At 69.7% G+C, this 23256-nt stretch carries 20 protein-coding genes, 1 pseudogene and 1 riboswitch; of the genes and pseudogenes, 12 read left to right on the plus strand and 9 right to left on the minus strand.

All coding sequences use genetic code 11. The features are described from left to right. Positions 1 to 11 precede the first annotated feature (11 nt). The 3 genes from JW592_RS10355 to JW592_RS10365 form a co-directional block, all read right to left on the minus strand. Positions 12 to 989 (minus strand): PLP-dependent cysteine synthase family protein, encoded by a 978-nt coding sequence (locus tag JW592_RS10355; RefSeq protein ID WP_209264667.1) that lies wholly within the window; start codon positions 987 to 989, stop codon positions 12 to 14. 41 nt (positions 990 to 1030) lie between these two features. Continuing rightward, entirely contained in the window at positions 1031 to 1768 is a 738-nt protein-coding gene (locus JW592_RS10360) for an HpcH/HpaI aldolase family protein (RefSeq protein ID WP_229375653.1), read from the minus strand. A 110-nt stretch (positions 1769 to 1878) separates the two neighbouring features. Then, positions 1879 to 2739, minus strand: coding sequence for a TauD/TfdA dioxygenase family protein (locus tag JW592_RS10365; RefSeq protein WP_209264669.1), 861 nt, complete (start codon positions 2737 to 2739; stop codon positions 1879 to 1881). A 533-nt stretch (positions 2740 to 3272) separates the two neighbouring features. On the opposite strand from JW592_RS10365, the gene JW592_RS10370 reads away from it, so the two are divergent. Further along, entirely contained in the window at positions 3273 to 4403 is a 1131-nt protein-coding gene (locus tag JW592_RS10370) for an aromatic ring-hydroxylating oxygenase subunit alpha (RefSeq protein WP_209264670.1), read from the plus strand. Positions 4404 to 4488: 85 nt separating this feature from the next. Here the strand turns inward: JW592_RS10370 and JW592_RS10375 are convergent, their stop codons facing one another. Next, complete coding sequence (locus JW592_RS10375) at positions 4489 to 5109, minus strand: LysE family transporter (RefSeq protein WP_209264671.1); 621 nt, start codon at positions 5107 to 5109, stop codon at positions 4489 to 4491. Between the two features lie 269 nt (positions 5110 to 5378). Here JW592_RS10375 and JW592_RS10380 point away from each other — a divergent pair, with 269 nt between their 5' ends. Next, positions 5379 to 6296 carry a LysR substrate-binding domain-containing protein gene (locus JW592_RS10380; protein ID WP_209264672.1) on the plus strand — a complete coding sequence of 306 codons (918 nt, stop codon included), beginning with the start codon at positions 5379 to 5381 and terminating at the stop codon, positions 6294 to 6296. A 49-nt stretch (positions 6297 to 6345) separates the two neighbouring features. On the opposite strand, the gene JW592_RS10385 is transcribed toward JW592_RS10380, so the two are convergent. From JW592_RS10385 to gcvT, 4 genes are all read right to left on the minus strand, one after another. Continuing rightward, positions 6346 to 7728 carry an L-serine ammonia-lyase gene (locus JW592_RS10385; RefSeq protein WP_209264673.1) on the minus strand — a complete coding sequence of 461 codons (1383 nt, stop codon included), beginning with the start codon at positions 7726 to 7728 and terminating at the stop codon, positions 6346 to 6348. Between the two features lie 124 nt (positions 7729 to 7852). Continuing rightward, positions 7853 to 9127 carry a serine hydroxymethyltransferase gene (gene glyA / locus JW592_RS10390; RefSeq protein ID WP_209264674.1) on the minus strand — a complete coding sequence of 425 codons (1275 nt, stop codon included), beginning with the start codon at positions 9125 to 9127 and terminating at the stop codon, positions 7853 to 7855. A gap of 127 nt (positions 9128 to 9254) precedes the next feature. Beyond that, positions 9255 to 9635 carry a glycine cleavage system protein GcvH gene (gene gcvH / locus JW592_RS10395; RefSeq protein WP_209264675.1) on the minus strand — a complete coding sequence of 127 codons (381 nt, stop codon included), beginning with the start codon at positions 9633 to 9635 and terminating at the stop codon, positions 9255 to 9257. 140 nt (positions 9636 to 9775) lie between these two features. Beyond that, on the minus strand, positions 9776 to 10930 hold the full coding sequence (gcvT, locus tag JW592_RS10400) for a glycine cleavage system aminomethyltransferase GcvT (RefSeq protein WP_209264676.1): 1155 nt from the start codon (positions 10928 to 10930) through the stop codon (positions 9776 to 9778). A 182-nt stretch (positions 10931 to 11112) separates the two neighbouring features. Further along, positions 11113 to 11238, minus strand: a riboswitch (glycine riboswitch). Positions 11239 to 11421: 183 nt separating this feature from the next. On the opposite strand from gcvT, the pseudogene JW592_RS10405 reads away from it, so the two are divergent. After that, positions 11422 to 12030, plus strand: a pseudogene (locus JW592_RS10405) (AAA family ATPase); the annotation flags it as partial. A gap of 187 nt (positions 12031 to 12217) precedes the next feature. Here the strand turns inward: JW592_RS10405 and JW592_RS10410 are convergent. Continuing rightward, positions 12218 to 13006, minus strand: a complete 789-nt coding sequence (locus tag JW592_RS10410; protein ID WP_209264677.1) for a hypothetical protein — start codon at positions 13004 to 13006, stop codon at positions 12218 to 12220. 165 nt (positions 13007 to 13171) lie between these two features. Between JW592_RS10410 and JW592_RS10415 the strand changes: the two genes are divergently transcribed. From JW592_RS10415 to JW592_RS10455, 9 genes are all read left to right on the plus strand, one after another. Continuing rightward, positions 13172 to 13975: an enhanced serine sensitivity protein SseB C-terminal domain-containing protein gene (locus JW592_RS10415; protein WP_209264678.1), complete on the plus strand. Its 804-nt coding sequence runs from the start codon at positions 13172 to 13174 to the stop codon at positions 13973 to 13975. Positions 13976 to 14092: 117 nt separating this feature from the next. Next, on the plus strand, positions 14093 to 14884 hold the full coding sequence (locus tag JW592_RS10420) for an enhanced serine sensitivity protein SseB C-terminal domain-containing protein (protein ID WP_209264679.1): 792 nt from the start codon (positions 14093 to 14095) through the stop codon (positions 14882 to 14884). A 384-nt stretch (positions 14885 to 15268) separates the two neighbouring features. Beyond that, positions 15269 to 16267 (plus strand): ABC transporter permease, encoded by a 999-nt coding sequence (locus JW592_RS10425; RefSeq protein ID WP_209264680.1) that lies wholly within the window; start codon positions 15269 to 15271, stop codon positions 16265 to 16267. A gap of 74 nt (positions 16268 to 16341) precedes the next feature. After that, the gene (locus JW592_RS10430) at positions 16342 to 18093 is read left to right on the plus strand and encodes an ABC transporter substrate-binding protein (RefSeq protein ID WP_209264681.1); all 1752 of its coding nucleotides are present in this window, start codon (positions 16342 to 16344) and stop codon (positions 18091 to 18093) included. A 161-nt stretch (positions 18094 to 18254) separates the two neighbouring features. Then, positions 18255 to 19253 carry an ABC transporter permease gene (locus JW592_RS10435; protein ID WP_209264682.1) on the plus strand — a complete coding sequence of 333 codons (999 nt, stop codon included), beginning with the start codon at positions 18255 to 18257 and terminating at the stop codon, positions 19251 to 19253. Positions 19254 to 19294: 41 nt separating this feature from the next. Beyond that, positions 19295 to 20395, plus strand: a complete 1101-nt coding sequence (locus tag JW592_RS10440; RefSeq protein ID WP_372446482.1) for an ABC transporter ATP-binding protein — start codon at positions 19295 to 19297, stop codon at positions 20393 to 20395. Positions 20396 to 20421: 26 nt separating this feature from the next. Further along, positions 20422 to 21555: an ABC transporter ATP-binding protein gene (locus tag JW592_RS10445; protein WP_209264756.1), complete on the plus strand. Its 1134-nt coding sequence runs from the start codon at positions 20422 to 20424 to the stop codon at positions 21553 to 21555. 97 nt (positions 21556 to 21652) lie between these two features. Beyond that, positions 21653 to 22345: a trimeric intracellular cation channel family protein gene (locus JW592_RS10450; protein WP_209264683.1), complete on the plus strand. Its 693-nt coding sequence runs from the start codon at positions 21653 to 21655 to the stop codon at positions 22343 to 22345. 24 nt (positions 22346 to 22369) lie between these two features. Further along, positions 22370 to 23221, plus strand: a complete 852-nt coding sequence (locus JW592_RS10455; RefSeq protein ID WP_209264684.1) for a thioesterase family protein — start codon at positions 22370 to 22372, stop codon at positions 23219 to 23221. The last annotated feature ends 35 nt before the right edge of the window (positions 23222 to 23256 follow it).

The raw sequence follows: 23256 nt of genomic DNA on the forward strand, positions 1-23256 counted from the left end.
GCGGGCGCGCGCTAGCCGAGCGCTGTGGACAGATACCGCTCGCCGCTGTCGGGGAAGACGGCGACCATCGTGGCCGCCGCCCAGCGCTCGCGGCGGCTCAGCAGGCGGGCCGCGTACGCCGCGGCGCCCGACGAGACGCCGACGAGCATTCCGATGCGGCGCGAGACCTCACGGGCCGTGGGGGCGGCTTCCTCGTCCGGCACCACCACGACCTCGTCGATCAGATCGAGGTCCATGATGTCCGAGACATAGCCGGCCCCGATCCCCGGAATACCGTGCGGCCCCGCCTCACCGCCGGACAGCACGGGCGACCCGGCCGGCTCGACGGCTACGACATGGACGTCCTTGCGCTGCTTGAGGTAGCGGGCGGCCCCGGTGAGGGTGCCGCCGGTGCCGACCCCGCAGACCAGTACGTCGATCCGGCCCGCCGTCGCCTCCCACAGTTCGGGCCCGGTCGTCTCGTAGTGCGCCCTCTCGTTGGCCGGGTTCTCATCCTGGTGGGCCAGCCAGGAACCCGGTATGGACTGCTGGAGTTCCTCGGCGTACTTCCAGGCCGGCAGCAGCCCGTCCTGGTGCGGAACCAGAACGATCTCGGCGCCGAACTCGCGGAGGATCTGGCGCCGTTCCTCCGTGGCGTTGTCCGGCATGACGATGATGCAGCGGTGCCCCCGCCTGGCGCAGAAGGCCGCGATGGAGATGCCGGTGCTGCCGGACGAACACTCGATCACCGTGCCGCCCGTCGCGGGCAGTACCCCGGACTCCTCCGCGTCCCGCATCATGGCGAGGACGGGGCGGTCCTTGACGTTGGCCAGCGGGTTGAACATCTCCAGCTTGGCGCACAGCCGAACGTCGCCGGGGACGCCGTCGAGCGGGAGCCGCAACAGCGGTGTGCCGCCGACCAGCTCGTCCACCGAACGCAGGATTCGGCCGGCGGCGCCGCCCGTGGCGGACCGGGTCACGGTGCCGGGCTGCGGGATTGTCTCGGACATCGAGGCTCCTGACTTCCTCTCCGTACTCTCCGTACGTGAGCTCACGCGCGTGCCGCCGCGAGGTGGTCGGCCGCGGCCTGCTGGAGGTGGGTGATGTCGCTGGAGACCGTGGCGAAGGTGAAGCCCTCGCCCAGCCGTTCGGCGGCCGAGGCCCCGTCCAGACAGTGGATGCCGCAGGCGATGCCCGCCTCCTCGGCAGCGGCCGTCACCCGCCGCAGCGCTGCCTCCAGGTCCGCCTTCACCGCCGGGTCGCCGAAGCAGCGGGCGCCCAGCGCCACTGACAGGTCGGCAGGCCCGATGTAGACCGCGTCCAGGCCGGGGGTGGCGCAGATCGCTTCCAGGTTCTCCAGCGCCGCGGCCGTCTCGATCATGACGATGCACACGGCTGCCGCGTCCAGCTCCGCGGGTACGGAACCCATCCGCAGCTCGGCGCGTACCGGCCCCGACAGGCTGCGTGTGCCCGTCGGCCAGTGCCGGCACGCGGCCACCGCGACGGCCGCGTCCCGGGCGTCGCCCACCATGGGGACGACGACGCCACGGGCACCCGAGTCCAGCGCGGTACCGATGGCGACCGGGTCGACGGAAGGCACCCGGATCAGCCCGGCGGACCGCCCTCGCGCGTCCACGGCCATCATCGCCGCCTGCCAGCCCGGCTGGTGCATGACGCCGTGCTGCCCGTCCACACCGATGTAGTCGTAGCCGAGAGAGGCGATGCGCTCGGTGCCGACCGGGTTGTCGCATGCGATCCAGTAGCCGATCAGTGGCTGCCGGGCCCGCAGCCGGCGCGCGAAGTCCTCGGGGGACGCGGGTCCCCCGGGGGATGCCGGACCCCCGGGGGGCCCGGAGTCCGCCGCTCCCGCCGCCCCGGCAGCGGAACCGGCCGCGGTGCTCACTCGCCCTCCTGGATGACATAGCTGCTCTTGCCGTCCAGACCGACGGGCACGTCGCCGTTGATGGAGACCCGGTGCAGGACGCGCTTGTGGCCGTCGTAGTCGTTCGGGGCGTAGTGCTGGGTGCTTCGGTTGTCGAAGATCAGCACATCGCCCGGCCGCCAGGTCCAGCGCGCCACGTTCTCCGGGCGGCGCACATAGGACTGCAGGACATCGATGAGGGGGCGGGACTCGCGCAGCTCCATCCCGACCAGCCGCTGCGCGAACCCGCCGAGGAACAGGCTCGGTTCCCCCGACTCCGGGTGGACGCGCACCACGGGGTGCGCGGCCTCGAACCGCCTGGCGAGAAAGGCCCTGCGCACCTCCTCGCCGCGTTCGGTGCCCAGCCTGGGCTGCTCCGCGTGGTTGGTGTGGACGGCCCAGAGCCGGTCGGCGATCTCGCGCAGCTCCGCGGGGAGGTCCTTGTACCCGGCTGCCCCGTTCGCGACCAGGGTGTTGCCCCCGTACGGAGGCAGCACGACGCTGCGCAGCGTCGTACCCAGGGACGGGGCGCGGGTGAAGCTGATGTCGGTGTGCCAGTGGTTGGCGCGCTGCTCCTCGCCGTCCACGGGAATGACCTGCGGCGAGCCGTCGAGCGTCCGCATCATCGGGTGCTTCTGGGTGAGAGGGCCGAACCTGCCGGCGAAGGCCAGCTGATCGGCGTCGGTGATGTCCTGGTCACGGAAGAAGAGGACCTTGTACTCCAGGAACGCCTGGTGGATCTGGGCGAATACCGGCTCGGACAGTTCGGTACTCAGGTCGATTCCGATCACCTCGGCGCCGATTCGGCCGCCGGTCTTTCGTATGTCGAACCCGGACATGCTGCCAGCCTTTCTTGGTGACGGTGTTTGCCGTGCTGCCGCACCGGCGATCTCCCGGCGGGCACAGTGAGGGGTGCATCGAGGCGAATGGCCACACGGAAGCAATCCCGAGAACAACACGGAGACAACCCGCGCCACAACGACTCTCCAGGTGTGCGGTTCAACTTCTCCAACTTGCCGAAGTGGTAGCCGCTCCCTCGCGCACAGGAAGACAGAAGCGCCTGCAGGAACTGCCAAGTGAACGCCTCACGAACAACGCCGCATTCACCGCTGTGCGGCTCGCGACAACCATCCTGGTCGGGCATGGTGCGCGCCGTTTCGGAGCGGGCTTCGCCAAGTCCAGGAAGTTGCGGCACCCGGCTCTGCAACGCTTGTGAGAGATTCCGTGGCCGTGTTGTCGTCTGTAGCGGTCCTGCGGCCGATCCAACCGGAAAACGCGAACCATACGTGCCACCCCCCACCAAACTCAGCGCGGTCCTGAATGCCGAGTTCCGGTGCCGAACCCACGTCAGCCAACCACTTCAGGAGTCGTCATGACGACGCTGTGGCCCACCAGTTACTACACCGATGAAGACCACCTGTCGCTGGAACAGGAGCGGATATTCGAACGCTCCTGGATCTGCGCCGCGCGCTCCTCGGACATCGCAGCTCCGGGCGCCTTCGTCCGCGTCAACGTGGGCCGGGAGAGCGTACTCCTGGTCAGGAAGAAGGACGGTGACATACGCGCGCTCATCAATCTGTGCCGGCACCGCGGCGCACAGCTGTGCCTGGAGGAAGAGGGCACGTTCAAGAACTCCATCCGGTGCCCCTACCACGGCTGGACGTTCAACTTCGACGGCCATCTCGTCGGCGCTCCTTTTCTGCACGAGCTTCCGCCAGAGACGAAGCAGAGGCACCTGTTCACCGCCCAGGTCGATGAATGGCTCGGCTACATATGGGTGAATCTCGATCCCACGGCACCTCCCCTGATGGAGCAGGTGGGACCGCTGCTGCGCGGCCGGTTCGGGGACGAGGACGTGCCCGGGAACTACGAGTGCGAAAAGCTGCGGGTCGCCAAAGAGGTGACCTACGAGGTGGCGGCGAACTGGAAGATCCTCTATGAGAACTTCTGCGAGTGCTACCACTGCCCCACCATGCATCCGGAGATCTGCCAGATCCTTCCCAGCTGGCGCACCGGGTACGGCACGGTGAGCGGTCCCGAGGGGCCGAAGCAGGAGGGCTCGCCCCTGGCCGACGACGCCACCGGTTTCTCCCTTTCGGGGAAAGCTGCCGCTCAGAAGCTTCCGAAGGTACCGGAAAAGCATGCACGCACTTTCCACGGCATCCTGTTGTGGCCCAACGTGCACCTCATGTTCATCCCGGACCATGTGATGTGCATGCGGTTCGAGCCCGTCAGTCCCGGTCGCACTCGCGTCGTCGTCCAATGGCTGTTCCACCCCGATGCGATGGACGACGCGGAATTCAGCCCCGACGATGCCGCAGCTCTCGTCGAAGTGACCGCCATGGAGGACTTCGAGGCGTGCGAGCGGGTGCAGGCAGCGGCCAACTCCGCGTACTTCGAGGAGTTCCACACGCCGCACGAGAGCCTCATCCTCGAATTCCGCGAGTGGGTGCACCAGCTGCTGCACCCGGAGTCGGTGCGGCATCTGAAGGAAGCCGTGTGAGCCAGGCGCTGCCGAACGGGCCCGCACCGCGCTGCCTCTCCGGGGTGGCCGCGATGCGGGCCCTGCCCGGCGTGGCGGCCGGCCGTCATTCCAGCACCATCGCCGTGGCGAGCGCGACGATCAGAACGCTGGAGACCACTGCGGTGATCTTCCGGCCCTGCTCACCCGTCAGGATCTTCCCGAACACGGAGCCGCCGCCGGCCAGCAGCAGCTGCCAGCTGCCGGACGCCACCACGATCGCCGCGACGTAGGCCACCGCCTGAGTCCATGTCATCCCGTGCTGGGCCTGGCGGCCGAGGATCAGCGCGACGAAATAGATGGCGGGCCAGGGGTTCAGGGCTGTGAGCCCGAGGAAGACCGTGTAGGCGCGCAGCGGCCGCATCCGGCCGCTGTGCTGCGGCTGTCCGTCCTCCCGCTTCCGGCGCACGGCTGTCAGCAGGATGCGGGCCGCCATCGCAGAGAGCACCACGAAGGCGACCCACCGCAGCGGCTGCGAGAACGGCTGCACGGCGCCGGCCACTGCCGCACCGCCCACCACCGCCACGATCGCGTATATCGCATCCGCGGTGGTCGCGCCGATGGCGGCAGCCGCGCCCACCCGAAAAGACGTCTGCGCCGTCATATTGACCATGAGCACCGCGACGGCCCCCACGGGAACGGCGAGTCCGTATCCCGCCCACAATCCAGCGACAACGGAATCAAGCATGGCGATTCCCTTCTCAGCACCGTGCATTGTCGAGCCAGGGCCTCGGAAGATTGCACTTGGGAGATTGCGCTGCGCCGTCCTTTTTCCACCGCGGTCCGCTGCGGGGCCGTCGGGGTTGGCCGGCGCGCAGAGCTTCTCCGGGCCCTGGAGTTGGAGATGGCTCCGCCCGCTGTTTCCGGGGCGACCGGAGCTCGCGTGCACTAGTGTGGCGCGGAAACACCGTTCGAATCCATTGAAAGATTCCGCACCGCATCGTTCATTGGAGCCGCATGATCGACCCACGTCTGCAGACTCTGCGCGTGCTGCACGCCGAGGGCACCGTCACGGCGACCGCAGCCGTCCTGCACCTCACGCCGTCCACCGTCTCCCAGCAGCTGCGCCAACTCGCCGCGGACCTGGGCGTACAACTGCTCCAGCCGACGGGCAGACGCGTCACCCTCACGCCGGCGGCCCACACTCTCGTCCGCCACGCCGACATGCTGCACGAGCAGTGCGAGCGGGCCGCAGCGGCGCTGCAAGCGCACTCCACGGGGAGCGCGGGACACTTACGCATCACCGGCGTGGCCACGGCGATGGCCGCCGTCATGGCGCCCGCGGTCCGCCGACTGCACACGCGGTACCCGCAGATGACGTTCCACCTCAGCGAGGACCCCGGCGAGGACCGCTTCCGTCTGCTGCTCGCCGATCAGGCGGACATCGCCGTCGTCATCCCCGCCGCCGGCACCCCGCCGCCCGACGACCGCAGATACACCCAACGCCCCCTCCTGCAGGAGCCACAGGACCTGCTCGTCGCCGAGGACCACCCCCTCGCACGCCGTACCACCGTCGAACTGTCCGACGCGGCGCAGGAGACCTGGGTGCAGGCGGGCGAGCCGCACGACCAGCACCAGCTGCTGCTCAGCGCAGCAGCGGCCGCGGGCTTCACGCCGCGCATCGAGCACGCTGCCGTCGACTGGTTCGCCGTCGCCTCACTGGTCGCTTACGGACACGGGATCTGCCTGATGCCACGCCTCGCCCCGCTCCCCTCCGATCTCCCGGTGCGTCGGGTACCCCTCTCAGGCCCTGGAGCCCCGACCCGTCGCCTGGTGGCCTGCGTACGGCGCGGCAGCACAGCGCAGGCGACCATCGCCCGCGGCCTGTCGGCGCTGAAGGAGGCGGCCGACGCCTGGCAGTCCGCGCACGGCTGAACCGCGGGCGGGAGCAGACGTGGCGTCACATCGGCCCTGGGGTGTCAGGTCAGCACTCGATGACGTTCACCGCGAGGCCGCCGCGGGCTGTCTCCTTGTACTTGACCTTCATGTCGGCGCCCGTGTCGCGCATGGTCTTGATGGCTTTGTCGAGCGAGACGTGGTGGCGGCCGTCGCCGCGCAGCGACATGCGGGCCGCCGTGACGGCCTTGACGGCGGCCATGCCGTTGCGCTCGATGCAGGGGATCTGGACGAGGCCGCCCACCGGGTCGCAGGTGAGGCCGAGGTTGTGCTCGATGCCGATCTCCGCGGCGTTCTCGACCTGTTCCGGGCTGCCGCCGAGGATCTCGGCGAGGCCGCCTGCGGCCATGGAGCAGGCGGAGCCCACCTCGCCCTGGCAGCCGACCTCGGCGCCGGAGATGGAGGCGTTCTGCTTGAAGAGCATGCCGATGGCGCCCGCGGCGAGCAGGAAGCGGACGATGGCGTCGTCGTCGGTGCCGGGCACGAAGTGGTGGGCGTAGTGCAGGACGGCGGGGATGATGCCGGCCGCACCGTTGGTCGGCGCGGTGACCACGCGGCCGCCCGCCGCGTTCTCCTCGTTGACGGCCATGGCGTAGAGCGTGGTCCACTCCATGGCGTGCGCCTCGGCGCGGCCTTCGGCCCGCAGCTGGCGTGCCGAAGTGGCGGCGCGGCGGCGGACCTTCAGACCGCCGGGCAGGATGCCCTCCTGGGCCAGGCCGCGCGCCACGCAGTCCCTCATCACCTGCCAGATCTCCAGCAGGCCCGCGCGGATCTCGTCCTCCGTGCGCCACGCCTTCTCGTTCTCCAGCATGAGGCGGGAGACCGACAGCCCGGTCTCCTGGGTGAGGCGCAGCAGTTCGTCGCCGGTGCGGAAGGGGTGGCGCAGAACGGTGTCGTCCAGCTTGATCCGGTTCTCGCCCACCGCGTCCTCGTCCACGACGAAGCCGCCGCCGACCGAGTAGTACGTCTTCTCCAGCAGCGGGGTGCCGGTCTCGTCGTAGGCGAAGAGGGTCATGCCGTTGGCGTGGTACGGCAGGGAGCGGCGCCGGTGCAGGACGAGCTGGGTGCGTTCGTCGAACGGGATCTCGTGGGTGTCGCCTATCTCGGCGGCGAGGAGGCGCAGCCGGCCTTCCTGGCGGATGCGCGCCACGCGGTCGTCCGCCGTCTCCACATCGACGGTGCGCGGCGACTCGCCCTCCAGCCCCAGCAGCACGGCCTTCGGCGTGCCGTGGCCGTGTCCGGTCGCACCGAGGGAGCCGAACAGCTCGGCGCGTACGGAGGCGGTGTGCGCCAGCGCGCCCTCGTTCTTCAGCCGGCGCGCGAACATCCGGGCGGCGCGCATCGGGCCCACGGTGTGGGAGCTGGAGGGGCCGATGCCGATCGAGAACAGGTCGAAGACCGAGATTGCCATGGTGCGGCTCCATGCCCTCGCGGGCGTGAGTGCGATTTCTTGGTGCGGCGTGCTGCGCGGGTCCTGCTGCCGCGCGGTGCCGCCGGTGCCGGAGGGGCCGGGCGGCCCCTCCGGCGGGCGGCGCCTACTTACCCAGGGTGGGGTACAGCGGGTGCTTCTCGGCGAGCGCGGAGACGCGCGCGGCGAGCGCCTTGCCCTTGGCGTCGTCGAAGCCCGGCAGCAGGGCCTCGGCGATGATGTCGGCGACCTCGGTGAAGTCCTCGTCCTGGAAGCCCCGGGTGGCCAGCGCGGGCGTGCCGATGCGCAGGCCCGAGGTCACCATCGGAGGCCGCGGGTCGTTGGGTACGGCGTTGCGGTTGACGGTGATACCGATGTCGTGGAGCCGGTCCTCGGCCTGCTGACCGTCCAGCTCGCTGTTGCGCAAGTCGACCAGGACCAGGTGGACATCCGTGCCGCCGGACAGCACGGAGACCCCGGCGTCGACCGCGTCCTGCCGCAGCAGGCGCTCGGCGAGGATGCGGGCGCCGGAGAGCGTGCGCCGCTGCCGGTCCTTGAAGTCGTCGCTGGCGGCGACCTTGAAGGCGACGGCCTTGGCGGCGATCACATGCTCCAGCGGGCCGCCCTGCTGACCGGGGAATACCGCCGAGTTGATCTTCTTTGCGTGCTCCTTCTTGGACAGGATCACGCCACCGCGCGGGCCGCCGAGGGTCTTGTGCGTGGTGGTCGTCACGACGTCGGCGTGCGGCACCGGGCTGGGGTGCAGCCCGGCGGCGACGAGGCCGGCGAAGTGCGCCATGTCCACCATCAGGTAGGCGCCGACCTCGTCGGCGATCCGGCGGAAGGCCGCGAAGTCGAGCTGACGTGGGTAGGCGGACCAGCCCGCGATGATCAGCTGCGGACGGTGCTCCTTGGCCAGCCGCTCGACCTCGTCCATGTCGACCCGGCTGGTCTGGTCGTCGACCTTGTAGGCGACGACGTTGTACAGCTTGCCGGAGAAGTTGATCTTCATGCCGTGGGTGAGGTGCCCACCGTGCGCCAGGTCCAGGCCCAGGATGGTGTCGCCCGGCTTGAGCAGCGCGAACATCGCGGCCGCGTTCGCCTGGGCGCCCGAGTGCGGCTGCACATTGGCGGCCTCGGCGCCGAACAGCGCCTTGATCCGGTCCCTGGCCAGGTCCTCGACCACGTCGACGTACTCACAGCCGCCGTAGTAGCGGCGGCCGGGGTAGCCCTCGGCGTACTTGTTGGTGAGGACCGACCCCTGGGCCTCCATGGAGGCGACCGGAGCGAAGTTCTCCGAGGCGATCATCTCGAGGGTGGACTGCTGGCGGTGGAGTTCGGCGTCGACGGCGGCGGCGACGTCGGGGTCGACCTCGTGGAGAGAACCGTTGAGAAGCGACATGGAAGAACCGTCCCTGTCAAGTGGCGGCGGAGTGGGCAAGCGGCCTCGGGCGGTCCGAGGCGGACCCCGGACGAGAGGGCGGGCCCTCTCGTCCGGGGGCGTGCCTCGGTCACCCGAGGCGGGCGCCTCAGCTGCCTGAGGCGTAAGCGGCGTACTCGTCGGCCGAGAGCAGGTCGTCCGGCACCTCGGAGACCCTCACCTTGAACAGCCAGCCGCCCTCGAGCGGGGCGGAGTTCACCAGCGCCGGGTCGTCCACCACGTCCTGGTTGACCTCGGTGATCTCACCGGAGGCCGGGGAGTAGAGGTCGCTGACGGACTTGGTGGACTCCAGCTCGCCACACGTCTCGCCCGCTGTGACGGTGTCGCCGACCTCGGGGAGCTGGACGAAAACCACGTCACCGAGCGCGCCTGCGGCGTGCTCGGTGATACCGACCGTCGCGACGCCGTCCTCGGCGTCGGACAGCCACTCGTGCTCCTTGCTGTAGCGGAGCTGCTGGGGGTTGCTCATGACTCTGATTCTCCCGGATGCGAAAGGTGCAGTGAAAACGGTCTTGGCAGGTGGAACGGGGGGCTCGAACGCGGCCCCGGGCTGCCGGAGGAGGGCCGGGCCCGTCTCGTGGAGGACCTTGGACCCTCGTGCGGCGGGTCTCAGCCCCTCTTGTAGAAGGGCAACGCCACCACCTCGTACGGCTCTTGGCTGCCCCGGATGTCGACCGTGACCCCCTTCGTCCCGGGCTCAGCGTGCGCCGCGTCGACATACGCCATGGCGATCGGCTTGCCCAGCGTGGGGGAGGGCGCGCCGGAGGTGACCTCGCCCACAGTGGCGCCGTCGGCCACCACGGGGTAGCCGGCGCGCGGCACCCGGCGCCCCTCGGCGATCAGCCCGACCAGCTTGCGCGGCGGCGCGGTCGCGGCGCGTTCGGCGGCCGCCTCCAGCGCGTCGCGTCCCACGAAGCGGCCCTCGTTCGTCGTCTTCTCGAACTTGACGATCCTGCCCAGTCCGGCGTCGAAGGGCGTCAGCGAGGTGGACAGCTCGTGCCCGTACAGCGGCATGCCCGCCTCCAGGCGGAGCGTGTCGCGGCAGCTGAGCCCGCACGGCACCAGGCTCGCGTCCTTGCCGGCCTCCGTCAGCGCCTCCCAGACGGCGACGGCGTCGTCGGGGGAGACGAACAGCTCGAACCCGTCCTCGCCGGTGTAACCCGTTCGGGCGATGAGCGCGGGCTTGCCGGCGACGATGTCGCGCTCGCCCGCGTAGTAGCGCAGCCCGTCGATGTCGTAGCCGGTCAGCTTCTTGAGGATGCCGGCGGCTGCCGGGCCCTGGACGGCGATCAGCGCGTACTTGTCGCGGTCGTCCCGCACCTCTGCGCCGAAGCCGTCCTGCCGCTCGACCAGCGCGTCCAGGACGGTCTGCGCGTTGGCCGCGTTGGCGACCACCAGGTACTCCGGCTCGTCCTGCTGGCCCAGCCGGTAGACGATCAGGTCGTCGAGGATGCCGCCGTTCTCGTCGCAGATCATCGTGTAGCGGGCGCGGCCGACGGCCAGCTTGGACAGGTTGCCGACCAGCGCGTAGTCCAGCAGCGCGCCGGCCTGCGGGCCTGTGACGGTGATCTCGCCCATATGGGAGAGGTCGAAGAGGCCGGCGGTGGAGCGGACGGCCAGATGCTCCTCGCGCTCGCTGCCGTAGCGCAGCGGCATGTCCCAGCCCGCGAAGTCGGTCATGGTGGCGCCCAGCGCGCGGTGCGTGGCGTCCAGCGCGGTCTTGCGCGGGGCGGAGTTGTTGCCGGTGTCCGGTGGCTCGGTCATGCAGGCTCCCAGAGTCCCAATGAGTCCCCAAAGGGGTATGACGCGGATGTCCTCCCCATCTGTCATCGGAACCTGAGAGGTTCGCCGACAGCTCCCGAACGGCTGGAGCCCGGCTTGCACCTTGGGTGGGACCACCGGCCCGCGCCGGGGCGTGAGCGCGGCGGTCCGCTTTTCAGATCTGCCTAGCCTGCGCGGTAACGGGGCCTGAGAGATTCAAGGGAGGATCTTGCTCCTTCGGCGCCTCGGCGGTGCGGCTGCTCACGCGAAATGACTGCTGCCGCCGCCGGGGACTCTCCCGCGCGGGTTCGAACGGCCGGTATGGAGTTGAGTCGGCACATCATCGCACGGGTGAGCGGGCCGTGGCTGCCCCTGAGCGAGGGCTGTTCGCCTTGAATCACATTACCTTTCCTTTACATACTGGGGGGAGGCGGTGGCCGAGCCGTCGCCCTCGGAGGGGAGATCCATTGGGCAGCCTGTGCAGTGCCGACGTGATGCCGAGGAGCGCGCGGGCGGGCCCCGGGGCCCGCTCAGTGATCCGCCACGACCTCCGCCGTACCGCGGCGGTACGGACCCTGTGCTACCGGAGAGGGGATGTGGTGGTCGTCTCCGGCCTGCCCGGCGGCGGCAAGTCCACCCTCATCAAAGCCGCGGTCCGGGCATGCGGCGACGTGGTCCGTATCGACTCCCAGGACACCAGAGAGCGCTGGGAGCGCCGGATGCCGCACTGGCTGCCGTACGACGTCTACCGGCCGCTGGTACGGCTGGCGCACTACGCGGGGCTGCGCGCGGCCCTCCGCTCCGGCGCCGCTGTGGTGGTGCACGACTGCGGTACGCAGAGCTGGGTGCGCCGCTGGCTGGCCCGGGACGCGGTGCGCCGGGGCAGGTCGCTGCATCTGCTGCTGCTCGATGTGGCGCCCGAGGACGCGCTGGCCGGGCAGAGCGCACGCGGCAGGCGGGTGTCCGCCTACGCCTTCCGCCGCCACCTGCGTGCCGTACGCCGACTGCGGGCCGCCGCCGAGACGGGTCGGCTGCCGCGCGGCTGCGTCTCCTCGGTACTGCTGGACCGGGGCGCGGCCAAGGCGCTGCGGTCGATGCGCTTCGAGACGCTGCCCGCCTCCGTGCCGATGGCGGTCTCCACGCACGTGCGGCCGGCGCACGCGCGGGCGTTCACCCCGACCGTGCCGTCCGCGCGGGCCGGGCCGGCGACGCACGCGGTCCCGCCGCCCGCGAGGGACGACGGGATCGCGGAGGGGGACACCCGTGACCGGGCCGAGGGGAGACCCGGGATCAGCGTCCCGCGACCGGGGTGAGCGGCTTGTGGGCCTGCGGCTGGAGGGCCGGTGACTGGGGCGCCGTCCCCTGGCCGGGCTTCCCGTGCGGCTGCCCCTGCGCGGGCTGCTGACCGGCGGGCTTGCCGGGCTTCGCGGGCGCGGGCTTGCCGGGCTTCGCGGGCGCGGGCTTGCCGGGCTTGCCGGGTGCGGGCTTTGCGGGCTTGGGGTGGCCAGGCTTCTGCTGCTGCGCGGGCTTGTGCGCGTCACCGGGCTTGCCCTGCTGCTGGCCTGCGGGCTTCTGCTCCTTGGGGTGCTGCGGCTCGGGCTTGTGCGACTGCGGCTTGCCGGGCTTACCGGGTGCGGGCTTGGGCTTCGCGGGCTTGGGCTGTGCGGGCTTTTGCTGCGTGGCCGGTTTGTGCTGTTCGAGGAGGTCGTCCTCCGGGCCTGCGGGCTTCTCCTGCTGTCCCTTCGCCGGCTTCTGCGAGGCGGGCTTGTGCGCCTGGCCGGGCTTGTGGGCCTGGCCGGGCTTCTGCGCCTGCCCCGGCTTCTGCGGCTGAGCGGGCTTCTGGTTCTGACCCGGCTTCTGCTCCTTGGCGCCGTCGGCCCCCGACGGCTCGGGCTTGCCGTGCTCCGTCCCGGTGTCGTTGTCGTTGTCGGCGGGTTGATGGACTCCGGGCCGGGGCCCGGGCGTGTGGTCCGCGGGCAGTGAGGAGGCCGCGGCAGAGACCGCACCCGCCGCGCCGATGGCGAGCGAGCCGGCCAGCGAGACGGTGACGGCGGTGGCGCTGATTCTGTTCACGCGCATGTGCTCTCCTCCAGTGAGCGTGCCGGATGGCACGAAATGGGACGCAAACCACTTTTGGGGCGATGTGTAGCTGATGCAACCGGAGCGTCGCCGTACGTGGTGAATCCCGTGCACCGGTGCTCCCTCGAAGAACCGTGCGCGGAGAGCATGGATAGGCTTGTCCGTATGACAGTTCCCTCGCAGCCCCAGCCGCCCCAGCCGCAGCACTTCGGGCCCGGGCACGGGGGCGGCTGGCCCGGCAACGAGCTGGAGGAAGCCCTGGCCGCCTCGCTCCAGGTGCCGCACGCGGGCGCCCGGCTGCTGGAGGTGCTGGGCCGCAGCAGCGTATGGGTCCCGCTTCCGGAGGGTGGCAGTCGGCAGAGCCGGGAACTGGACCTGCCCACCATGGAGTTGGACGGCGCCGTCTATGTGCCGGTCTTCAGTTCGGAGGAGCAGTTCCTCAGCGTCGTCGGCTCGCACATGTCCTTCACCATCGCTCCGGCCAGGGAGTTCGCACGCGGTCTTCCCCCGGGAGTGGGTATCGCCGTGAACCCGGAGGGCACGGTGGGTGTGCCGCTGCCCGCCGAGGCCGTCGCGGAGCTGTGTGCCAACGCCCCGGCGGAGCAGGCGGCAGCCGGTGTGGCGCGGGGTGCGCGGGTACGGCTGTTCGAGCCGGACTGGCAGGACGACCCGCTGTCCTTCCTGGCCGCGGCCGCGGCCGAGCTGGCTGCGCTGCCGGCCGTACGGACGGCCCGGCGGGGGCTCGCCAGCACGGAGGGCGATCCGCCCGCGCTGTTCATCGGGATGGAGCTGGACCTGCTGGACCCTGAGACCCGGCAGGCGGCACACGACGCGCTCGGCAAGGCGCTGAATGTGGCACAGGTGCGCTGGCCGGTGCAGATGGTGCTGCTCGACGCGGCCGACGACCCGGTGGTGGACTGGATGCGGCAGTGCGTACGCCCCTTCTACACCCGCGAGACCCCCGCCTGAGCACGCAGCCGAGCTGAGTACGAGTACCGATGTCCGGGCCGCTCTTAAGCTGGTTGGATAGCGGTGTGGGGTGACGAGTCGGGCAGGAACGGCGGCAGTGTGGGAAGGGCGGCCCAGGTGAGCGCGGGTGGAAGCGTCGAACAGCTCCTGCGACGGGTGTCGCCCGGCGCGTACGACACCTACCAGAACTACGAAGCTCTGCTCCAGGCGCTCGCGGGCAGCCAGGTGTGGATGCTGCTGTGGAACGGCCAGGCCGGCTCCCCCGACGCGCAGTACGGCAACATGGAAGTGGCCGGGTACGGCTACGCGCCCTGTGTGACCTCGACCCAGGAGCTGGCGTCCTCGGGCTGGAACCGCGCGCACGAGGTGATCAGCGGCCGGGACATCGCCGCCGCGCTCTTCCCCGACCGCTGGGGAATCTGGCTGAATCCGCACGCTCCCGGCGGCGGTGTGGGCATCCCCTGGCTGGATCTGCGGCGGATCGCGGTCGGCCTCGACCAGCTTCCCGCCGGACCCCTGCGGATCAGCGAGCCGACTTTGGACATCCCGCAGTTCTATGCGCTGCTGACGCAGAACGCACACCACACACCCGCTGTCCGGTCGCTGCGCCGCGCCTGGGTGCGGCCCGCGCTGGGCGTCCCGTATCTCGCCGTCGGGCTGGACCTGTACGACAACTCTCCGGCGTCCGTCGAGGCCGCCCGGCGGATGATGGCCCAGTCGGTCGCCGCGGTGCCGGACGGGCTGCCGGTCTCCAGCGTCGCCATGGCGGACGACTTCGACCCGGTGGCGATGTGGATGCGCAGCCAGTCCCGGCCATTTTTCGACCGGGACGTGCGGGCTCCCGCGGCCTACGACGCGTCCCGTCAGCCGGCACCCGGCTTCGGTTACGGCTACCCGCGCCCCTTCTGAACCAGGCGAGGACCCCAGGTCGGAACCGGCGGGCAAACCGGTCTGGACCAGGGCGGAAACCGGTCTGGACCAGACCGCATTCCGGACGTTTTTCCGGTGCTCCAGACGGTCCAGATCCGGACAAAATCGCGGGCCTCACACCGCTCATCGTCAACATCCGTCCGCATAACGGAACATGATGCGTCACATCACAGTTGCGCATCCTTTCCCCGGGAGGTCTGGCGACTGATCGGAAGCGCGATGAAGACTCCCGAGCCATAAGCCACCAGGAGGCCACAGTTCGGCCTACCGACAAAACGGCTTGCGAACGTCTTCAGAATTTTGACCGCTACAGCGGTGTGCGTGGACTGGTCAACTGCCGGTCGAGAAGGGGTCCCCAACACGATGACGGCACCACTGCACGAGGAAACGGCCGCAGACAGCGCGGTCGTGGAGCCGGCCCTGAAACAGGCCGAGAAGGCGATCGAGGGCCGCTCACTCGGCCGGATCGCCTGGGAGCGGCTCAAGCGTGACAAGGTGGCGCTGATCGGTGGCAGCATCGTGCTGCTGCTCGTCCTGGTCGCGATCTTCGCGCCGGTGATCGCGGCGCTGACCGGACAGTCTCCGAACGAGCGGCACGAAGATCTGATCGACCCGCTCTTCAGCACCCCCAAGGGGGCACTGGGCGGCATCTCCGGCGACCATCTGCTGGGCGTCGAGCCGGTCAGCGGCCGCGACATCCTCACCCGCATCGTCTACGGGGCGCGCGTCTCGATCCTCGTCGGCTTCCTCTCGGCCTTCGTCGCCGTCATCTTCGGCACCATTCTCGGCACTCTGGCCGGTTACTTCGGCGGCTGGCTCGACGCACTGATCAGCCGCGTGATGGACATGCTGCTGGCCTTCCCGCAGCTGCTGTTCATCATCTCCCTGATCTCCGTCATGCCGAACGACCTGCTCGGGCTGAGCGGTACAGGGGTGCGCCTGCTGGTGATGATCCTGGTCATCGGCTTCTTCGGCTGGCCGTACATCGGCCGCATCGTGCGCGGCCAGGTGCTCTCGCTGCGCGAACGCGAATACATCGAGGCGGCGCGCAGCCTGGGCGCGGGGCGCGGCTACATCATCGGCAAGGAACTGCTGCCCAACCTTGTCGCGCCGATCACCGTCTACATGACGCTGATGATCCCGACCAACATCCTGACCGAGGCGGCCCTCAGCTTCCTCGGCGTGGGCGTCAAGCCCCCGACCGCCTCGTGGGGCTCGATGCTCTCGGACGCCGTGTCGTTCTACGAGTCCGACCCGATGTACATGATCATTCCCGGCGTCGCCATCTTCATCACGGTGCTCGCCTTCAACCTCTTCGGCGACGGCGTCCGCGACGCACTGGACCCGAAGGGCACCCGTTGATCCCCCACCCCCATCCCCGACCCCGGCTCAGCGCAGCTCGTGCGGGCCGTGACCTACCACGGAGGTTGCGAGACGTGACATCCCTACGCACATCGAGGCGCCGATTGGCCGCGCTCTCGGCCGTCGCCGCCGCCACGCTGCTGGCCACCACGGCCTGCGGCGGGGGCGACAGCGACAGCGAGGGCGGCGGCGAGTACAACGCGGGCGTCAACAAGGTCGCCAACGCCTCGAACAAAAAGGGCGGCACGCTGAAGTTCGTCGGCGTCCAGGACGCCGACTCCTGGGACACCACCCGGATGTACTACGGCTTCGTCTTCGACTTCTCGCGTTACTACAGCCGTCAGCTGGTGAGCTACAGCCCCAAGCCGGGCAAGAAGAGCCTGGACCTGCAGCCGGACCTGGCGACCGACAACGCCCAGATATCCGAGGACGGCAAGGTCTACAAGTACACCCTGAAGGACGGCCTGAAGTGGGAGGACGGCAAGCCGATCACCTCCCAGGACGTCAAGTACGGGATCGAGCGCCAGTGGGCGCAGAAGACCCTCTCCGGCGGCCCCACCTACATCAAGGACGTCCTGGACCCGGACGGCAAGTGGAAGGGTCCCTACGAGGACAAGGGCGGCTTCGACGGCATCAAGACGCCCGACAAGAAGACCATCGAGTTCCATCTGCCCAAGCCCAACGGTGACTTCGAGCAGATGCTGGCGATGCCGACCAACTCGCCGGTGCGCGAGGACAAGGACACCAAGTCCAAGTACACCCTGCACCCCTTCTCCTCGGGTCCGTACAAGTTCAAGTCGTACACCCCGAACAAGTCGCTGCTCCTGGTCCGCAACAAGCACTGGGACCGCACCAACGACCCGCTGCGCAAGGCACTGCCGGACAAGATCAAGGTCACGCTGCTCACCAACCCCGACGAGCGCGACAAGCGCCTGATCAACGGTGACGCCGACCTCGACCTGAACCAGCGCGGCATGGAGGTCCAGGGCCGGCAGACAGCCCTCAAGCAGCACAAGGGCAATGTCGACAACCCGCAGACCGGCTTCATCTCGTATGTGGCCTTCCCGCAGAGCGTGAAGCCGTTCGACAACATCCACTGCCGCAAGGCCGCCATCTACGGCGCCGACCACAAGTCCGTGCAGACCGCGCGCGGTGGTCCGACCGCAGGTGGCGAACTGGCCGTCAACATGCTGCCGCCCACCGTCCCGGGCCACGATGTCAACGACGACCAGTACGGCATCCGCAAGAACGGCGGAAAGGCCAACGTCGCCAAGGCCAAGGAAGAACTCAAGAAGTGCGGTAAGCCGGGCGGCTTCAGCACCACGCTGGCTGTGCGCAACACCGACAAGGCCGACGTGAAGTCCGCCGAGGCCCTCCAGGCATCGCTGAAGAAGGTCGGCATCAAGGTCGAGATCGACGAGTTCGACGGCGCCCAGGGCTCCTCGATCGTCGGCAACCAGGCCACGGTCAAGCGCAAGGGCTACGGCATGGTCCTCTACGGCTGGGGCCCGGACTTCCCCAGCGGCCAGGGCTACGGCATCGAGCTGTGGCACAGCTCCAAGATCCGTGACAACGGCAACAACAACTACGCGCTGATCGACGACCCGAAGATCGACAAGGGTCTCGAGGACGCCATCGCCGAGCTCGACCCGGACAAGGCCGCCGAGAAGTACCGCGAGGTCAACAAGAGGGTCATGGCGGGCGGTTACTACCTGCCGCTCACTTACCTGAAGGTTGTCCAGTGGCGTTCCGACCGGCTCACCAACGTCTACTCGGCCGACTCCTTCAGCGGCTGGTACGACTTCGCGTCCCTCGGCGTCAAGTGACCCTCATGGTCACTGGATCATCGAAGTTCGCCACCGATATCACCATCTGACGGCGCCACCCGCCGCTGGCACGAAGGGCAGGTGAAGGCCGCTACGGCGGCCCGGTAGTCCGCTCCCCGACCGGGGGCGGGCCCGGGCCGCCGACGGGCGGCCGGAGAGCAGTGCTCACATACCTCATCAGGCGGCTGTTCGCCGTCGCAGTGATGCTGGTCGTCATCATCCTGGCGGTCTTCTGCATCTTCTTCCTGATCCCCAAGTGGACGGGGATCGACCCGGCCACCATGTTCGTCGGCAAGCAGGCCGACAAGGAGAGCGTCGAAGCCGTCCGCGAGAAGCTCCAGCTCGACGATCCGGTCCTGATTCAGCTCTTCGAGTTCTTCAAGGGCCTCTTCGTCGGCCGGGACTACACCTCCGGGGGCGACACCACGCACTGCTCGGCCCCCTGCTTCGGCTACTCCTTCCGTACCGAGCAGGAGATCTGGCCGGTGCTGACCGACCGGCTCCCGGTCACCCTCTCCCTCGCACTCGGCGCGGCCGTGATCTGGCTGCTGATCGGTCTGACCGTCGGCGTGCTCTCCGCGCTCAAGCGGGGCAGCCTGTGGGACCGGCTGGCCATGACCGGCGCCCTGGCCGGCGTCTCGCTGCCCGTGTACTTCACCGGCCTGATCTCGCTGGCGGTCTTCGCCTACCAGCTCGACCTGGTCAGCAACTCCTTCACCCCGTTCGGTGACGACCCGGCCAAGTGGTTCAGCGGCATGATCCTGCCCTGGATCACCCTCGCCTTCCTCTTCGGCGCGATGTACGCCCGGCTCACCCGGGCCACCATGCTGGAGGTGATGGGCGAGGACTACATCCGCACAGCGCGCGCCAAGGGGCTCAAGGAGCCGGTCGTCATCGGAAAGCACGCCATGCGCTCCACCATGACGCCGGTCCTCACGCTCCTCGGCATCGACATCGGCGCCCTGATGGGCGGCGCGATCCTCACCGAGACCACCTTCAGCATCCCCGGACTCGGGCAGGCCGTGCTCAAGGCGATCACCGACCGCGACCTCCCGCTGATCCTGGGCGTCACCCTCATCACCGCAACCGCCGTCGTCATCGCGAATCTCATCGTGGACCTGCTGTACGGCGTGATCGACCCACGAGTGAGGCTGGGATGACCGACCACGAACACAAGTCCCACAAGGACACCGAGCCGGCCATGGCATCGGACCTGACCGGTACCGGCACCGCACCCGGCGAGGTGGAGCTGGACAAGCGGCCGCCCAAGGCATTCCTGGAGGTGCGGGACCTGCGGGTGCACTTCCCCACCCAGGACGGCCTGGTCAAGTCCGTGGACGGCCTCTCCTTCACGCTGGAGAAGGGCAAGACACTCGGCATCGTCGGCGAGTCGGGCTCCGGCAAGTCCGTCACCTCGCTCGGCATCATGGGTCTGCACACCGTGGGCCAGTACGGCAGGCAACGCCCCAAGCTCTCCGGCGAGATCTGGCTGAACGGCCAGGAGCTGCTGAGCGCCGACCCGGAGGCGGTGCGCAAGCTGCGCGGCCGTGAGATCTCGATGATCTTCCAGGACCCGCTCTCGGCACTGCACCCCTTCTTCACCGTCGGCCACCAGATCGTGGAGGCGTACCGCGTCCACCACGACGTCGACAAGAAGACGGCCCGCAAGCGCGCCGTCGAACTGCTCGACCGGGTCGGCATCCCGGAGCCGGCCAAGCGCGTGGACAGCTACCCGCACGAGTTCTCCGGCGGGATGCGCCAGCGCGCGATGATCGCGATGTCGCTGGTCAACAACCCCGAGCTGCTGATCGCGGACGAGCCGACCACGGCGCTGGACGTCACCGTGCAGGCACAGATCCTCGACCTGATCCGGGACCTGCAGAAGGAGTTCGGCTCGGCCGTCATCATCATCACCCACGACCTGGGCGTCGTCGCCGAGCTCTCCGACGACATCCTGGTGATGTACGGCGGCCGCTGCGTCGAGTACGGCACCGCCGAGCAGGTCTTCTACGAGCCGCAGCACCCCTACACCTGGGGGCTGCTGGGCTCGATGCCGCGTATCGACCGGGACCGGTCCGAGCGGCTCATCCCCGTCAAGGGCTCGCCGCCCAGCCTCATCAACGTCCCGTCCGGCTGCGCCTTCAACCCGCGCTGCCCGTACGCGGACGTCCCCGAGGGCGACATCACCCGCACCACGCGGCCCGAACTGCGCGAGGTGAAGCCCGGGCACCTGGCCGCCTGCCACATGGCGCAGGAGGACAGGGAGCGGATCTGGAACGAAGAGATTGCCCCGAAGCTGTGAGCGCTGTGAGTGAGGACGACGAGCCGATGACGAAACCCGAGAAGTCCCCGGGCTCCGAGCAGACGGCCGGCTCCACGACCGCGCCGGGCGGCCTGGGCACGAAGGACGAGCCGCGCGAAGGCGAGCCGCTGCTGAGGGTCAGCGGGCTCAAGAAGCACTTCCCCATCACCAAGGGGCTCTTCAAGCGGCAGGTCGGCGCGGTACTGGCCGTCGACGGACTCGACTTCGAGGTCCGCGCCGGTGAGACGCTCGGCGTCGTGGGCGAGTCCGGCTGCGGCAAGTCGACGATGGGCCGGCTGATCACCCGGCTCCTCGAACCGACCGACGGCACCATCGAGTTCGAGGGCAAGGACATCACCCATCTGGGCGTCAGCGGGATGCGTCCGCTGCGCCGCGACGTTCAGATGATCTTCCAGGACCCGTACTCCTCGCTGAACCCGCGGCACACGGTCGGCGCCATCGTCAGCGCGCCGTTCAAGCTGCAGGGCGTGCAGCCCGAGGGCGGTGTCAAGAAGGAGGTCCAGCGGCTGCTGGAGGTGGTGGGGCTCAGCCCCGAGCACTACAACCGCTACCCGCACGAGTTCTCCGGCGGCCAGCGGCAGCGCATCGGCATCGCCCGTGCGCTGGCGCTGAGCCCGAAGCTGGTGGTGGCCGACGAGCCGGTCTCCGCGCTGGACGTCTCCATCCAGGCGCAGGTCGTCAACCTCCTGGACGACCTGCAGGAAGAGCTCGGTCTGACCTACGTGATCATCGCGCACGACCTGTCGGTCATCCGGCACGTCTCGGACCGGATCGCGGTGATGTACCTGGGCAAGCTCGTGGAGCTGACCGACCGGAAGTCGCTGTACGACACCCCCATGCACCCCTACACGCGGGCGCTGCTGTCCGCGGTGCCGGTGCCCGACCCGCGCCGCAAGGCCGCGGACAGCCGGGAGCGGATTCTGCTGCAGGGCGATGTGCCGTCGCCGATGAATCCGCCGTCCGGGTGCCGGTTCCACACCCGCTGCTGGAAGGCGACGGAGGTGTGCCGCACGAAGGAGCCGCCGCTGGTCGCGCTGGCTCCGGGCCACAATGTGGCCTGCCACCATCCGGAGAACGCGCCGGACCAGGAGCCGGGCGACACGAAGCTGCTGCGGGAAGCCGAGGCCGGTAAGAGCTGAGCTCTCCGGGGGCCGGGCGCCGTGCCCGGCCCCCTTCGGGACGCCTCCCGAAGAGGGCGACAAGCCGTACGGATACACGTACGGATACAAAGGTACGGTGGAAACCCTCTTCAGTCCTCCGCTGCAGTACTGGCTGGACATCGCCGGGATCTTCGTCTTCGCCATCTCCGGCGCCCTCCTGGCCGTCCGCCGCAACTTCGACGTCTTCGGTATCGCCGTGCTCGCCGAGGTCACCGGCCTCGGCGGGGGACTCTTCCGTGATGTCGTCATCGGCGCCGTGCCCCCGGCCGCCTTCACCGACCTGGGCTACTTCCTGACGCCCCTCGTCTCCACCGTCCTGGTCTTCTTCCTCCATCCCGAGGTCGAGCGGATCAACAAGGCGGTGAGCGTCTTCGACGCGGCGGGGCTGGGTCTGTTCTGTGTGACGGGCACGCTCAAGGCGCACGAGTACGGGCTGAGCCTGACCTCGTCGGTCGTGATGGGGCTGGCCACGGCCGCCGGGGGAGGCGTACTCCGCGACGTGCTGGCCAACGAGGTCCCCTCCCTGCTGCGCTGGGACCGCGAGGTCTACGCGGTACCGGCGGTGGTCGGCGCCAGCGCCGTCGCGCTGCTGATCCACCTGGACGCGGTACGCCCCAGCACCGCGGTGGGCGCGGCCCTGCTGGCTTTCGTGCTGCGGCTGCTGGCCCTGCGCTACAACTGGCGGGCGCCGCGCGCGTGGAAGCGCAGCAGCGCGACGATGGACGCGGACGCGGCAGGCTCCACACCCGATGCGCCTACCCGCGGGTAACAAGTCCGGTGTACGGTGCCTCCCATGTCCGACGCGCCTTCCCAGATCACCCGGCAGGCCCCCGCCGACGGCAGCGAGTTCGACCGCGACACCGCGGTGCGCACCAGCGAGCCCGGCGTCCACGAGGCGCTGCTGTCCCCCGGCTGGGCGATAGGCAAGGCCCTCAACGGCGGCTATCTGCTGGCCGTGGTGGGCCGCGCGCTGCGCCAGGCGCTCCCGCACCCGGACCCGTTCACCCTCACGGCCCACTACCTGACCGCCACGGTGGCCGGCCCGGCCACCGTCCGCACCTCGGTGGCCCGCAGCGGCCGTACCGTCTCCACCGCCTCCGCCGGGCTCTTCCAGACCGATGAGCGGGGCCGGGAGATCGAACGCATCCGGGCCCTGGCCACCTACGGCGACCTGGCGACGCTCTCCGACGACGTCCGCACCAGCGCCAAGCCGCCCGCCATGCCGCCGCGCGAGCAGTGCTTCCGTGCCACCGACCACCCCGGCGGGGACGCCGCCGTGCCCGAGATGGGGCGCCGCCTCGATCTGCGGCTCGACCCGGAGACCTGCGGCTGGGCGCTGGGTGCGCCCAGCATGCGCGGCGAGATCCGGGCCTGGCTCGAACTGGCGGACGGCCGCGAACCGGACCCGCTCTCCCTTCTGATGGCCGTGGACGCGCTGCCGCCCACCGGCTTCGACCTGGGGCTGACCGGATGGGTGCCCACCGTCGAACTCACCGTCCACGTCCGGGCCCGCCCCGCGCCCGGGCCGCTGCGGGTCGCCATCACCACCCGCAACCTGGCGGGCGGCTTCCTGGAGGAGGACGCCGAGGTGTGGGACACCGCCGACCGGCTGGTCGCGCAGTCCAGGCAACTGGCACGGGCGTAGCACCGGTCTGGCGTGGCCCAGGTCCGCTTTCGTCG

The sequence above is a fragment of the Streptomyces spirodelae genome, assembly GCF_017676385.1.
Classification (GTDB): domain Bacteria; phylum Actinomycetota; class Actinomycetes; order Streptomycetales; family Streptomycetaceae; genus Streptomyces; species Streptomyces spirodelae.